General features: G+C 34.3%; 16 protein-coding genes. 3 read left to right on the plus strand and 13 right to left on the minus strand.

Annotation, left to right across the window (positions count from 1 at the left end):
* Positions 1-629: NAD-dependent epimerase/dehydratase family protein (locus tag ACW9XA_RS07760; protein WP_457763786.1), on the plus strand; the 629-nt coding region annotated here is incomplete at its 5' end.
* Positions 630-739: 110 nt separating this feature from the next.
* On the opposite strand, the gene ACW9XA_RS07765 is transcribed toward ACW9XA_RS07760, so the two are convergent.
* From ACW9XA_RS07765 to ACW9XA_RS07790, 6 genes are all read right to left on the minus strand, one after another.
* Positions 740-1,012 (minus strand): hypothetical protein, encoded by a 273-nt coding sequence (locus ACW9XA_RS07765; RefSeq protein ID WP_457763787.1) that lies wholly within the window; start codon positions 1,010-1,012, stop codon positions 740-742.
* 153 nt (positions 1,013-1,165) lie between these two features.
* Entirely contained in the window at positions 1,166-2,587 is a 1,422-nt protein-coding gene (locus tag ACW9XA_RS07770) for a WD40/YVTN/BNR-like repeat-containing protein (protein WP_457763788.1), read from the minus strand.
* An 818-nt stretch (positions 2,588-3,405) separates the two neighbouring features.
* Complete coding sequence (locus ACW9XA_RS07775) at positions 3,406-3,798, minus strand: hypothetical protein (RefSeq protein WP_457763789.1); 393 nt, start codon at positions 3,796-3,798, stop codon at positions 3,406-3,408.
* A 66-nt stretch (positions 3,799-3,864) separates the two neighbouring features.
* Positions 3,865-4,272 carry a hypothetical protein gene (locus tag ACW9XA_RS07780; RefSeq protein ID WP_457763790.1) on the minus strand — a complete coding sequence of 136 codons (408 nt, stop codon included), beginning with the start codon at positions 4,270-4,272 and terminating at the stop codon, positions 3,865-3,867.
* Positions 4,265-6,766 carry a M1 family metallopeptidase gene (locus ACW9XA_RS07785; protein ID WP_457763791.1) on the minus strand — a complete coding sequence of 834 codons (2,502 nt, stop codon included), beginning with the start codon at positions 6,764-6,766 and terminating at the stop codon, positions 4,265-4,267. Before ACW9XA_RS07785 ends, ACW9XA_RS07780 begins: the two co-directional genes overlap by 8 nt.
* Before the next feature lie 41 nt (positions 6,767-6,807).
* Positions 6,808-6,936, minus strand: coding sequence for a hypothetical protein (locus ACW9XA_RS07790; RefSeq protein WP_300327008.1), 129 nt, complete (start codon positions 6,934-6,936; stop codon positions 6,808-6,810).
* Positions 6,937-7,123: 187 nt separating this feature from the next.
* Here ACW9XA_RS07790 and ACW9XA_RS07795 point away from each other — a divergent pair, with 187 nt between their 5' ends.
* The gene (locus ACW9XA_RS07795) at positions 7,124-7,708 is read left to right on the plus strand and encodes a hypothetical protein (RefSeq protein ID WP_457763792.1); all 585 of its coding nucleotides are present in this window, start codon (positions 7,124-7,126) and stop codon (positions 7,706-7,708) included.
* A gap of 5 nt (positions 7,709-7,713) precedes the next feature.
* Here the strand turns inward: ACW9XA_RS07795 and ACW9XA_RS07800 are convergent, their stop codons facing one another.
* The 3 genes from ACW9XA_RS07800 to ACW9XA_RS07810 form a co-directional block, all read right to left on the minus strand.
* Positions 7,714-8,043, minus strand: coding sequence for an ArsR family transcriptional regulator (locus ACW9XA_RS07800; protein WP_457763793.1), 330 nt, complete (start codon positions 8,041-8,043; stop codon positions 7,714-7,716).
* A 69-nt stretch (positions 8,044-8,112) separates the two neighbouring features.
* Complete coding sequence (locus ACW9XA_RS07805; protein WP_457763794.1) at positions 8,113-9,015, minus strand: transcription initiation factor IIB; 903 nt, start codon at positions 9,013-9,015, stop codon at positions 8,113-8,115.
* Between the two features lie 139 nt (positions 9,016-9,154).
* Positions 9,155-9,418 carry a hypothetical protein gene (locus ACW9XA_RS07810; RefSeq protein WP_300327012.1) on the minus strand — a complete coding sequence of 88 codons (264 nt, stop codon included), beginning with the start codon at positions 9,416-9,418 and terminating at the stop codon, positions 9,155-9,157.
* A 101-nt stretch (positions 9,419-9,519) separates the two neighbouring features.
* Between ACW9XA_RS07810 and ACW9XA_RS07815 the strand changes: the two genes are divergently transcribed.
* A complete protein-coding gene (locus ACW9XA_RS07815; protein WP_457763795.1) occupies positions 9,520-9,942 on the plus strand; it encodes a cobalamin B12-binding domain-containing protein in 423 nt (140 codons plus the stop codon).
* Positions 9,943-9,951: 9 nt separating this feature from the next.
* Here the strand turns inward: ACW9XA_RS07815 and ilvC are convergent, their stop codons facing one another.
* The 4 genes from ilvC to metG form a co-directional block, all read right to left on the minus strand.
* Entirely contained in the window at positions 9,952-10,950 is a 999-nt protein-coding gene (gene ilvC / locus ACW9XA_RS07820; RefSeq protein ID WP_457763796.1) for a ketol-acid reductoisomerase, read from the minus strand.
* A gap of 194 nt (positions 10,951-11,144) precedes the next feature.
* Positions 11,145-12,065: an EF-Tu/IF-2/RF-3 family GTPase gene (locus tag ACW9XA_RS07825; RefSeq protein WP_457763797.1), complete on the minus strand. Its 921-nt coding sequence runs from the start codon at positions 12,063-12,065 to the stop codon at positions 11,145-11,147.
* Between the two features lie 395 nt (positions 12,066-12,460).
* A complete protein-coding gene (locus ACW9XA_RS07830; RefSeq protein WP_457763798.1) occupies positions 12,461-13,213 on the minus strand; it encodes a DUF726 domain-containing protein in 753 nt (250 codons plus the stop codon).
* Positions 13,213-14,871, minus strand: coding sequence for a methionine--tRNA ligase (gene metG, locus ACW9XA_RS07835; protein ID WP_457763799.1), 1,659 nt, complete (start codon positions 14,869-14,871; stop codon positions 13,213-13,215). Before metG ends, ACW9XA_RS07830 begins: the two co-directional genes overlap by 1 nt.
* Positions 14,872-14,915: the final 44 nt, after the last annotated feature.

Genomic DNA, 14,915 nt, shown 5'->3' on the forward strand with positions numbered 1-14,915 from the left:
ATTCAATTAAAGGAAAAACAAAATCTATTGTCTATATCTCAGGTCTCGGGGTTTATGGCAGTCCTGAGAAAAATCAAATTGATGAATCAGAGTCATACAACCCTGATACAAATTTTGTAAAAATAAGACTAGAAGCACAAAAATTTCTTGAGAAAAAATGTAAAGAACATGGAATGAATTTTGCTGTAGTGCATTTTGGCGATGTTTATGGAGCCGAAGGATGGTTTTACGAAATGTTGGTGAAAAGATTGCAAAAAAAATCATTTCGACTTCCTGCAGGTGGTAAATATTTCAAGAGTTTTGTAAATGTGGATGATGCAGTTGGAAGTACAATTGCCGTTTATGAAAACAAAGGGTTTGGAGAATCATATATTGTAGCAGATTCTAATCCCACAACTTTCAAAGAATTTGTAGATTATACTGCAGATGAGATAGATGCTAAACATCCAGGCAATATACCTAATTTCTTAGCAAAAGCTGTGTTAGGAGGGGATCTAATCAAATTACTAACAACATCAATGAAGGTATCTAATCAAAAGATTTCAAAAATTTATCAATTCAAATATCCATCTTACAAAGAAGGAGTTAAGGCAGTCATATCTGAATTAAAATCAAAGAATTTATTGTGAACTTGTTAGTGGATATGATAATTTCCTACACTCATATTATTTAGAATGTAGGGTAAATTCCTCCTTGAAATTGATTCCTACTATGGGCTTCATACAGTAAGTAAAATTCATTATTCCTCATCCTCTCTTAGTTCACCTAATACGATTGCTCTAATCTTGTCTTTCTTTGCTTGATTGATTTTGAATACGTCTTGTTCTCTTTCAGATTCTCTTGATATTCTGCTTAATGGCGTATCTGGAGATTCGGGTTCATCATAGGTAATTGGTTGTAAGTTGGAATCTATTTTTCCCTCTATGAATTGATTGACGATTTCAGCATCTAATCTATACCAGTATTGTCGCCAATGAGATGGCAAAATTTGTAAAATCTCACTGGGCATCATGGGATTTCTTTGTAGTTTATCTTCATATACTGGAATATAGCTTAAACTTCGCCTACGTTTTTGTCAACTTTTTGACGTTTTACACCTAGCAAAAAATTATGAAAGGATCGCATTATCAATTTTCAAAAGAGTTTAGAATCTAAGATTTACGACCTATTGCATTCCGTGTGTATTGCCATAGTAATACTCGAATAGTTCATCCAAGTATTTTTGCGCACGGCTCTCTTCCTGTACCATCATTGCTTGCAATATGACATCATCTGCCCTTGAAGTTGGAGAATAATTGTTATTGTTTAGTATGATGTCGTTTATTTTGTCATATGCTTCATCTGAACAGCTCTGACAAATCTCAGTTAGTATTTGATTTGCATATAGTTCCTGTTCTTTCTTGTATGTTGCAAACTCTACATCATAACGCTCATATCCAAATGACTGTTCTCCGTTTATCACTCCGAGTTTTTCTAGGGCGTATAATTTCTCATAATTTGTAAGACTAGTTAGTTTGGGCGAGGGTGAAACGTAATCCTTGCCCCATGTATCGTATTGTAGTGACCAACTGTCTCCAAACTCATCGACTGCAGTTGTCTTGCTGGTTTCAGTCAGATGGTAAATGTGACCTCTGTTAATTCCATCATGCTCTTTTGCAGGGTTTAGTGATTCTCCTACAACTTCAATTCCGTGATTGTAGTAATTTTGCCAAGAGTTTCTACCGTTATCCCACACATCTGTTGCTACAATGTTAAAGTCCAATGGTGCACGAAACGTATGATATACTGTTACACCCAAGCAGTTAACTCGTACATCACCATCACAAGAAACAGCACTGGTTTCAACCTTGACATCATCCAAAGCATTTTGTGGATCAGTAATGGTGACCGTTTCAGCTCCATCCCAGTCTATATCAAGTTCAATCATCGCCTTGCTTTCGCTAATTATTTGATCCTTACCCAGTCCAAACGCAAATGAAAAGTGCTTGATGTTATCAGGTCCTTCGTTTTCATAAATCTTAAAATCAGCTTTGTTTGTTTGGCCAACGTTTGCAGTGATTAGCGGATATGGTGTGAAAAATCTCTCAACGTCAACTGAGTTGCCATTGTATGTGAATCCGTTTGTTACAAGACGTTTTCCACTTTTATCAATACCTAAAGTTGGTGCTTCACAGTCATGACAGCGTGAACCACCTCCGTTATCGGTAACAGGTGCAACGCCAGTTCCTCCTGAATCTGCTCCTGTATACACTATAACTCCTGATAACCCTACAGCTACTCCGTTGGTACTGCTACTCATTGATACACCAAACACGTAGGTGGTTCCAACATTGGTGGTAGTTGCAGCAGTCCAAGTGTCACCACCGTCACTGGTATACACTATAGTTCCTGAATTCCCTACAGCTACTCCGTTGGTACTGCTACTCATTGATACACCATACATGTTGGTGATTCCAACATTGGTGGTAGTTGGAGCAGTCCAAGTGTCAACTGCAGCATGTGCTTCTTGCATCATATAATTTGGAAAACCTCCAAGTAATAAAGCAGTTAAAACAAAAAATGAAATTCTAGAAAATGATTTTTTCACTACAGTTTTATCGTCATCAACTACAAGTGCCCTAATTACAACACACCTCCAGCATTTAGGATATTCATTTTATATGGAAATAATATAGATCTTAATAAGGAATATGTATTTTAATCAACATATAACATCAATGTAATTTTTTTAAATTTTGAGCATATTTTATGAAAAAACTATAAGAAATATGATTTAATGGAGCATGAAGGTATTATGTCATAAATGTTTATGATAAATGTAGAAATACATTATATTTTTCTGGAAAGTAATCCTTTCTTGTAGCTTCTGCTCTAATTGATGAATAGAACATCTCTAAAGGAGAATTATCATTCTAGTACAGATCTCTTAAGATCATCTCCTTAATTGTTTCTTAATACAATCTACAGGGAAGGGAATTTTATTAAATAAAAAAAGAAATAGTTCTAAAATCTTGGAACGATTCTAGTTTTTGCTGTAATGGCTATTATGCTAACTATAGATACTGCAAGTTAGTTGTTTGGTTAATGATTCAATCATAAACCAATACTATTGACATTAATCTTATTCTTTGTATGTGTAAAACTTGAACAATTAACCCCCTATCATTATACTGTAAAGTCCTCAATCAATGAGAATTTCCAAATAACTTCTATGAAAAAAGTTTGTAATTATAACTAATGTTATTGTGACAAATAATTCACGATTATAGGCATGAATAATGGAAATAAGTTTCACTTCTAATAGTTTGTTCGGTGTGTTTTAATTACTAATAAATCGCCTAACTATATACTCGGGGGAAATAGTCGCGCTTCAAAATCGACATAGTAGTAATGAGGCCTTTTCAATTAAAAGAGGGTTAGAGCGTTTATTCCCTTTTTGTATTCAGAAAACAAAACTTCTCGAGTTGGTCTGAGATATGCTTCATCTAACGCAATTGATGTATGTCCAAGCATTAGTTCTATTCCCATCAGATAGGATCTAAGAGTTGCATTCTTGACCCCTCTTTCCAAACAAGAATCAAGATAATCTGTAATCATTTTGGATATTGTTTTAGGTTCATTTTTCACTAATCCGTCAAAATCATAGCCCAGACCATGAAACTGCATAAAGTCAAAATTGTATTTGGCATAATCAGAAAGGGTATGTTCGTTAGTTAATCCTCGCATGAAATTCTTGAAAGCTGGTGATTTTTTAGACAGTTCTTGTGCCTGTTTTATTCGATTCTTACTTACTGTCATAATCAGAAAATAAAGTCTAGATAAATAAACGATTAAAAAATATACTAATACAATCTTGTATCCGATCTAAGGAAGAGAATAGATTACAGGAGGGACAGGTTGTCCTACCGAATGAATTTCTGTTTTTAACTGAATATGGCCCAGTTCCTCATGATCAATTTCTAAAACAACGGGGTGAATTGCCCAGCCATATTTTGGCTCATTTGTAAATGGAACAATCTCAATAAATTCAGAATCAGAAAATGTTTTTTGGAATGTTTCGTCCATACCAAGAATTTCCATTACAACCAAAGTTGTTTTGCCAGAATTGTCCAGATAAGAGACTTCTACATATCCTGCATCATAAAAAATTGCTTCAACAAGAAATGTTTGACGAAGAATGTCTTTGTCATCAGAGGCACCACCTGTCAAAAATATAATTGCCAATATGGTGAAAACTCCAAGAAATATTGGAGGTCCAAGTTTTTTAGCCATCTTTGAATTCTTTTCTCATTCTTCTAAGGAATTTTGAATTTATTCGTATACGTTCAAGCGTTTGTGATTGAGTTCGCTCAGTTCCAGGAGTAGGATTCTTTTTGAAAAAAGTTTTAATTTCTTTTTCCATAGAATCGTCTGCAATAGATGCAATACTTGCCACAATTCTATTGAAAAGAGGATTCCCATGTCCAACCTTTTTGTTAAGATTCTTCCAGTTTTTCTTTAGCCAGGGCCATAAGACTTTATCACCATACGGATTTGCAGCAACTTTCATAATTGGTAATTGCATATTTTGTGAGCGAACATGTGATGTTTGAGAAAAGTCAAGGGATTTGACAAGCAATTTTTTGTCTTTGAAACCGCACAGAGCACCTAGAAATCGAAGTTTTTCCTCCATTGTTTTTGCCTTCTTGTATAATCCAGTCAATTCAGAATGAGTTTTTGTATTTCCATTCCATGCAGCAATAGAGCAAATAGGTTCTATCAGATCAGGAGAGACAGAATTAGGAGATTTTAAGAATTTTTTATATCTTCTAAGGGCTTCCTCAGTTACATCATCATCATTCATCTTTCCCAATACAGAAATTACAAATCCTCTGAGTAATGAATCAGTGTGTTTATCAGACTTTTGTGGCTCCCATCCTAAATTAAACAAAAGTTTTCTAAAGTAATTGATTGCATATCCTCTAATCTCTTCTGCAAATGGTTCATCAAATGCACGAAAATACAAAGAAGCTAAATTGTGTGCGACGTTAACAGATGCAAGATAACTGTCTTCTTCAAAATATGCATCAGAAAAGTCAAGATAGTTTCTAACTTGCTCATCTCCTGAAACACATAAAGAAAACAAATCATTTTGTATTGCCCATCTATCAATTGCAGGAATGCGTTTTTCATCTACCAACATTTTCAGATCAAGTAAAATTCCTTCGTCATATTTTACACGATAGAATCCTTTTCGACCATAATTTGCCACAAAAGCCAATGTATTCTTTGGAAGTTTAATTGATGTGGATTTTGTAGTGAACAATTTTTTAGAAATCTCAGATTCAAATCCAAGAGATAAAGGGATTGACCACAAACCCCTACTGAATTTTTTATCAGGTTCTAAGAGATACCTCTTTTGTTTTAATTTCAAAGTGTTGCCATCTTGATTGATTTCAACTAATGGAAAACCAGGTTGTTTTAACCAAGTATTGACCATGGAAGAGACAGGCATTTTAGAGGCCTTTCCAATTGCATCCCACAGATCTTGACCTTTTGCATTTTGATATTTGAAATCAGACAAGTATTTTTTTAGTCCTTTTTGGAAATTTGGTTCGCCCACATAATGCTCCAACATTCTTAGCATGCAACCACCTTTATCATAAGAAATTGCATCAAAAATTTCTCGAATTTCTGCAGGAGAATTTACTTTAACATCAATAGGGTGTGTGGTTTTAAGAGAATCAAGACCCATTGCAACATTCATCGCATCTTCTATGAATTGATTCCACAAATCCCATTCAGGGTAAAATTTGTCAACAAATTTTGTGGCCATAAAAGTTGCAAAGCTCTCATTTAACCACAAATCATTCCACCATTTCATAGTAACAAGATTTCCAAACCACTGATGTGCAATTTCATGAGAGATTACTTCAGCTATGAATTGTTTAGTTCTGGTAGAAGATGTTTTAGGGTCATATAACAAAATAGTCTCTCTAAAAGTAATTGCACCCCAGTTCTCCATTGCTCCAGCTGCAAAATCAGGAACTGCAATTAGATCTAATTTAGGCAAGGGATATTTTATTCCAAAATATTTTTCATAAGATGTAAGAAGCTTCTTTCCTAGATCAAGGGAGAACTTTCCTTTAGACTTGTTTCCTTTTGTAGTAATTACCCTAATCTGGATTTTTCCAATCTTTCCTGTAAGGTATTCAAATTCCCCAACTCCAAGATAAATCAAGTATGTTGAAACGACTGGTGTTTTTAAAAAATAGTAAATAGTTTTAGTGCCAATTTTTTTCTTTGATTTAATTGGCATGTTTGAAATTGCAGTAAATTTATTGTCTGCAATAATAGAGATATCAAAAGTTGATTTAGCCTCAGGTTTATCCCAACATGGAAATGCACGTCTAGCATCAGCTGCTTCAAATTGTGTGGTTGCAAGATATTTTGTTTTACCGTTTTGGACATATTGACTGCGATAAAATCCTAGTAGCCTATCATTTAGGATTCCTTGAAATTCTAATTCAATTGTTATTGTTCCTTTAATTTTTTCAGATAGTTTGATTTGTAATTCTTCTTTTTTCTCATTAGTTTTTGGAAGAGATTTGATAATTTTTCCTTGTGATTTAACTGTACATGAAGTGATTTTAAGTTCAGCACAATCCATTGTTATTAGATTGGTGGATTTTTTACAGTTTGCAGTAATAATTTCACTTCCAGAAAAAGTGAATTTTTTTAAATCAGGTTCAAAAGTTAGATTATAGTTAACTGGAATTATCTCCATATTTGAGATATTTTGATTACACTTTAAGTAGATTTTCTATTTCAAGTCCAAGGATCAGACCTTTCATCCCATGTAATTGCATTAATTCCGTATTCATCTAAAGACTTGCTATTTTTCATAGAGATCAAAAGACATTCATCTGAACAATGAGTCATGTCAGGATTTTTCATGAATTTTTCACAATTTTTGCAATATTGTCCCATATCTCAAATGAATCAATGCTTGTTTGCACATATTCCCTCATAATGAAAAAGGGAAAATAGGGTTTTAAAATTAAATACGATTATCAGGTTTGAGAACAGATTTTCAATGATCTTTGAACCAACTTTATATTTAATTCATCAGGGGAATTGTAAGATGGATTCAACCATTAAGCGACAACAACATACTCCTAAAAAAGAAAAGACACGTAGTGTGACATATCGTTTACCAGTGAAACTAGTAGAAGAGATTGAAGCAGAGGCTATGAATAAAAATATCTCTCACAACGTCATGGCAAGACAAATTTTAGAAAAATATGTTCAATGGGACAGATTTGCAGAAAAAATAGGCATCATTCCAGTTCCAAAAAAAATTCTAGACACTTTGGGAATAGAAATGACAGCAGAGGAGATTAATGGCATTATCAACATCATAAAACCAATAATCAAAGACACAGTGTTATTCATCAAAGGAAAATATGATTTGAAAAGATGTATTGAAACGTTAGAAGATTATATCCGTGCGTCTGGAATGAAGTCAGATCATAGAATTGAAGGAGAATTACATCATTTCATCATTCAACATGAATTAGGAGGTAATTGGTCCATATTTACAGAGCAACTATTACAAGAAATATTCAAAGAATTTTTGCCAGACTCAAAAATGAAATGTCAAACGACAGAATCAACCGTTATTGCATCAATTGCACTGGGTGGAGATTTTAGTGAGCACAAATATTAAAAAGACTAGTTTTTGTTAAAAACGACTTCCACGTCTAGTTTCCCATCACTAAAAGATGCATTCACTTCTTTGATTTTACTCTTGTAAAGGAACAACCTTTTGCCTTCTTCTGTAATTACACCGGAAGTTCTAATCATTTTTGAATCATGCAGTTGTTGTATTCTTCTGTAAACTGTGCTCAGAGGGATAATTTTTTCACGAGATACTTCGATGGCAGACTTTGGAGTTTCCATAATTGCCTCTAAAATAGATCTACAATATTTATCAGAAAGAATTTCAAGAAAAGACTCTTTTCTTTCTGGTTCTTCAATTTTTAATTGTGTGATTGTTTGCATGTTTTAACTAGGCGATTTTAGAATATAATATCTGGGCAGACACATGTGTGCAATGCAAGACAGAATGGATTAATCTTTTACAGATTGTTCTGCTTTTAATCCCTTGTAACGATTTCTAATAGTTACTTCGGTTACTCCTGCAGCTTCTGCAAGATCTCGTTGTGTGATAGACACGCCATTCTTTACACAGGACAAGTAAAGGGCAGTGGCAGCAAGTCCCATCGGATCTTTACCAGCAGACTCTTTACGCTCTTGTGCTTCTTTAAGAACTTTAACAGCATAACGTTTTGTTTTTTCAGATATCTCAAGCTTGCTTGAAATTCTTGCAATACATTGAATTGAATCAACTACAGGCATTTTCAATTCCAATTCATGATGTAATAATCTGTAACATCGTGCGATATCTTTTCGTTTTACATTTGCAGCATCAGCAACATCTTTGAGAGTTCTAGGTGTTTCAGTATCTCTACATGCAGCATATAATGATGCAGCAATCATTGCAGAAATGGACCTTCCTCTAACAAGCTTTTTCTCTAAAGCTTTTCTGTAAATGTATGCTGCTTTTTCTAAAACATTTGCAGGGATTGCAACCTTGTCTTTTAATTTATTTAAATCACTTAATGCCTGTCTTAGATTTCTATCTACAGGAGCATGAACTTGACTTCGACTATCCCAAGTTCTTAATCTTTCAATAGTGCTTTTCATAGATGTTGAGAGAGGTTTTCCTGACGCATCCTTGTTTAAAGGATTGATGACAGTAGACAATCCCATATCATGAATCATTAGTGATGAAGGAGCTCCAGTTCTTGCAGGATCAGCACCGCCATCTTTTTGGAATGATCTCCACTCAGGTCCAGACTCTTGGGATTTTTCAGTAATTACATATCCACATTTTCCACAAAAATTTTCTCCCGTAACTTCATCAGTTAGTAAAGAATTTTTTCCACATCGAGCACATGTTGGATTGTCCATTTTAATTTCTGGCCTCGTTAGTCAAAATGAGAGTAAATGATAAAGAGCAAACAACTATACCTTCAGACATAATTTAAGAACATTTCTCATCTATAAGAAGTGTGAGTATTTTCGTTGAAAGACTATTGTGTTTTACAAGTTATGCAATGACAGTTATTTCAGGAGCAGAATTACCACCATAGCCAGGGTCAATAGTTTGCTTTGGATTTAATGTCGTATCATGATGACATGCTTTGTTGCAAACAGGGCAAAATTTTCTGTCAAGCACAATGCATTGACAAATATGATTTTTCACATATGCTTGAGCTGCTTGATTCCATTCACCAGTACCATTGCAATACACACAGACATTTGTAGACGAGGAGCCTACACCTTTACAAAAATCACAGACATCGTCAGTCATTTCCTATCTATATTATTGAAGATTAAATCAATATATTTTAAGAGGTGGACAGGCATAAATCGAATAAACCTTTTAAAATATCCCAAAATACAACTATAATCATGAAACAAAAAGCAGCAACTCGAAGTATCAAAATTCTGGTTGCCAAATTAGGATTAGATGGTCATGATAGAGGGGCACTGGTACTATGTAGAGCATTCAGAGATGCAGGAATGGAAGTAATCTATTCAGGGCTTTTTGCTACGCCAGATAGAGTTGCACAAATTGCAGAGGATGAAGATGTAGATGCAATTGCAATGAGTTTGTTAAATGGAGCACATGGAACACTATTCCCAAGAGTTGTCAAGACCCTAAAAAAGAAAGGAATCAATGATGTTTTGATAGTTGGTGGAGGAGTCATTCCAGAAATAGATCATAAAGATTTGGTCAAAGCAGGAGTTGATCACGTATTTGGTCCAGGAACACCACTGCCTACAATCATAGATCATATAACAACTGGAGTTTCTAAATTAAGAAAAATATAAGAAAAAAGATTATTCTGTGGAATCAGGCCACATCATTTTACGCATTTCTTTACCAACTTTTTCAATTTGGTGTTCGTCATATACTTTCATGTGTTTGTCAAATGCATCTTTGCCATTTTTCTGATATTCAGAAATCCATTCGCTGTTGAATGTGCCGTCTTGAATCATGGTAAGAACTTTTTTCATGTTCTCTTTGTTTGCAGCATCCATAACCATTGGTCCACGAGTTAATCCGCCATATCTGGCAGTTTCACTAACACGTCTCCACATACCATTGATTCCATATCTCTGAATCATATCTACAATGAGTTTGAGTTCATGTAAAACTTCAAAGTATGCAATTTCAGGTTGATATCCTGCTTCAACAAGAGTTTCAAATGCATTTGTGACCATAGAAGCTGCTCCACCACAAAGGTCTGCCTGTTCACCAAACCAATCAGTTTCTACTTCCTCTTTGAAAGAAGTTTTGATCAATCCAGCTCTTGCACTACCAATTGCTTTTGCAATTCCTAATGTTCTATCCCAAGCTTTTCCTGTAGAATCTTGTTCCACAGCAACGATTGCAGGAGTTCCAAAATTATCAAGGTATGTTTCTCGAACTTTGGAGCCAGGTCCTTTTGGTGCAACCATGATTAAATCAACATTGCTTGGTGCTTCAATCCATTTCCAATAGATTGCAGCTGCATGAGAGAATGACAATGCTTTTCCATCTGAAAGATTTGGGCCGATTTCATCTTTGTATACTTGACCTTGAATCATGTCAGGAATCAATATGTGAACAATGTCTGCTTGTTTTGTTGCATCTGCAACAGACATTACTTTGTGACCATCAGCTTCTGCCTTTTTCCAGCTGTTACCGCCTTCTTTAAGACCAATTATCACATTAAGACCAGAGTCTTTCATGTTATTTGCTTGTGCATCACCTTGGATTCCATAACCAATTACAGCAATTGTTTGATTCTTAATTGAATCAAGACTGATATCAGCATCTTTCCATGTTTTTGCCATGATTCTAAGACAAATATTGCAAATATTAACTATGAATTAGATTTCAATTATTTTTTCACAAGAACGACATTTTACAGTGACCTTATCGCCAGGAAGTCGAATGAATCTCTTAGAACCACATTTTGGACAAATGGGACAAGCACGTATTGGTTCCATGAATGTTAAATTACAATTTTAGATTTTATTAAATCACTCTACTGAATAGCCCCACTACCCAAAATTCGGACTGTGGGAGATTCAGGTTTTAAAATCACTGCAATTTGTCCAGTCTTACATACAATCGGTTTTTCAAAAGTTAGTTTTAGTGGGGATATGGAAGAGAATTTTGCAGCTTTGATTTGTAATCCGATGCTGACCAAGCAACCTTGATTTTCTGCAATATCATTTTTGTAAAAAGGGTTTTTTTGAAAATCAAGAACAATCTCTGTTTTTACATCAACTGCACCTTCTTGAGATATAACATCGCCACGTCCAACTTCATCAGGTTTAGCACCTTTTACTGCCAATCCTACTCTTGCAGGACAAACAGATTCATTCACAGGATCATCATGCATCTGGATGGATTTTACTAAAACGTCAATTCCTGCAGGATATAATTTCAAATTATCATATTGTTTTACAGTACCATTTGTTACTTTACCTAAAATTACAGTTCCAACTCCTTTAACATCAAAACAGTGATCAATCACCATTTCAGAAGGATCGTTATTTGTAATAGGCTCTAGTTTATCCATTTCTTCTTTGATTTTATCCTGATCAACTTTGACATACTTTTCAACTACAGTTCCTTTAATCATCATGTTCAATTTTGACTCATCGACATCAAAAGTATGAGATAGAATCCCTTTCTCTTTTTTTAATGAATCAAGTGCAATGATTTGTTCGCCTGTAAATTTATCTAGTTTGTCAACGTGAAAAATAACATATTCAGCCAAATTAATTGCCTGGAAAAGAGGTTGAATTTTATCAGGAAACCCGTTTGGAACAACCCAAGTTTTGATTATATCAGATTCTTTTCTATCATAAAGAGTAAGATCAGTCTCAGTACCTTTTTTCCCAAAATCAGATGCAATATCCTGCTTTCCTAAAACAACAAAATTTACAGAATTCACCATAATAATCCGATTAAAAATGGAACTTATGAAGTTTTGAATTTTTTGAAACACGTATCAATGCTTGTGATTTTTTATACAGCTATCACAAAATTCCGAACCACATTGATCACATGAGATTAATTGTCCTGGACGATATCCAGTGAAACAATTATCACAGTTAATACCATTCATGATATTTTAATCAAAATACAATCTAAAAACGATTCGTAAAATTTAACATGGGTAATCAGAAAGGTCTGTTCGCTCATCAAACTGTTCATCTAAAATCTGAAGATGGTATAGAATAGACATATTGCCAGATGAAGCCGTGCTCATTTTCATATTAAAATATGAATATCATTTTTTGTATAAAAGACTAATGTACGAATCATACTAGACCTCAGAGTTCAAGAAAATCAAGGAAATGAACTCAAAACTGCAGCATAACTTGCAAATCTATGGTTTTTTGGTTTGACTAGTTTCTGCCTATATTTTGCCACAGGATTACCAGTAGCACCATTCAGACCTAATGGGCCTCTGACGAATTTTTTGTTGTTTGCCCAATTAAGAACTTCATCTTTTGGGGCATAGTGGTTTACAATTTTTGAGCGGACTGCAGATTGAAGTATTTTACCATATTTTTTTGACGATGGAACATCTTCAGTGATTGAAGCCCCAAAAAAATATACCCCCTCCACAATTCCATTATTTTCTTTCTTTTTTGCAAGATATTCAAGAGTACTCAAAATCACTTGAGAGCCTAACGAATGACCCATTAATCGAATTTTGGTTTTAGGGCTAATTTTTTTAAAATCCTCAATAAATTTTCCAAGATTTACTCCATTTTTCTTTGCTATTTTTTGACCCACGGATAATGCATGTTTTGCTTGTTTGATCAAATGTGCACCTCTAGTGTTTGAATCATAGCTAAATCCAACTACAGGGTGAACATATCCCAATCTGCGTAACTGTTTTTTTGCCAGAACAACCTTTGCAACAGCTCCGGCATTGTCATTTCTCAAACCATGAATCATAATTGTGATTTCTTGTGAACCGATTAATTTTTTAAAATCATTTTTTGGGTATGTATAGTATCTATTATTCTTCAAGGTGTTGCCATTTGAAAGATCATAGTATCCTCTAGTAGAAATTCTTGGGACAGGTTTCATTATTTTTCAGATGGGCCTAATTGACTTTTTAGTTTTTCAACATCAGATTCTTCAACCTTTGTGAATAAAGGAGATGCATCACCTAACAAATGGCCAGCGGTAATCCCCAATTCAGACATATCATTCCAGGAAGATTTGTTTATTTCCCCATCCAATCCCAGTTGATTCCAAATTTTTTGGGAAGATTCAGGTAAGAAGGAAAATAGTGCAATCGACATGCTTCTAGCAGCATTCACTGAAAGATATACACAATTTGCAGTTCCTGGACCTTTCTTCCAAGGTTCTTTATGTTGGAAATATTGATTGAAAAAGGATGAAAATTCCATAATTTTCTTCAAAGCCCTATCAAGATGATTTTGTTCCATAAGAGAGCCCACATCAGATGCAAGATTTTTAATTTTTTGCTCAGCTTCCAAGTCTTGTTCATCAAAAGAATCAGTTTCAGGGACTTTTCCATCAAACGCTTTTTTTGTAAATCCAAGTGCACGATTTACAAAATTCCCAAGATTTCCTATTAATTCAGAGTTGATTCGGGTTGTAAAATCATCCCAATCAAAATTTAGATCATCTTGTGAATAGGGGTTTATAGAAACAAGATAAAATCTCAGATAGTCTGCAGGATAATATTCTAAAAATTGTTTTAGTCCAATATACCAATTCCTACTTTTAGAAATTTTTTTCCCCTGTAATGTCAAATGACCACGAGTTGGAATGTAATCAGGTAGTTTGTATTCACTGTCAATTCCTAGTCTCATTGCAGGCAAGAAAAGATAATGATGGTAAACGATATCTTTTCCAATAAAATGATAAATGTCAGCAGAATTCCAAAATGCTTTTCCATCAATCCCTTTGTCATTTAGAAATTTGATTGCTGTAGAAATGTATGCCAAATGATTATCAAACCAACCATAGAAGACTTTGCCTTTTGCACCATCTAGTGGAACAGGTACACCCCAAGGAATATCGCGTGTCACATCCCAATCAATTAATCCAGATTTAATCCAATTTTGAACATATTTTTTCACATCTTTTTGCAGATTTTGATTTTCATCCAACCATTTGGATAAAGAATCACCAAAGTTTTTGAGTTTAAAAAAATAATGTTTTGTTTTTTCTTTGGTTGGAGGCTGACCACACAATGAACATTTTGGATCGGTTATTTCTTCAGGTACACGACCACAACTTTCACAAAGATCAGAATACTGATCTTCAGCTTTACAGTAAGGGCAAACACCCTTGACATATCTATCAGGAAGAAATTTTTTGTCATTGTTGCAATAAAATTGAATAATTTCCTTTTCGTAAATATGCCCAGAATCATTTAGTTTTTTGAAGACATTTTGAACAAATGTAATATTTTCCTGAGAGCTTGTTTTGTAAAAATAATCAAACCCAATATTGAATGCTGAAAAATCATCATAATCTCGTTTATTCCAGTATGCCACATACTCGGCAGGGGTTTTACCTTCTTTTTCAGATTGAATTAGAATAGGAGTTCCAAAATCATCAGATGCACAAACATAGTATGCATCAACACCATTTAGTTTTAAGAATCTAGTAGTGACATCAGCAGGAAGGTATGTAGAGGCAACATGGCCAAGATGAATTTCTCCGTTCGCGTAAGGTAGAGCACTTGTAATGATTGCTTTTTTATTCATTTGATACAAGCCAGTGACTGGATCGGGGTTAAGAAGTTTTACCA

It is taken from the genome of Candidatus Nitrosopumilus sp. bin_6a (assembly GCF_054095695.1).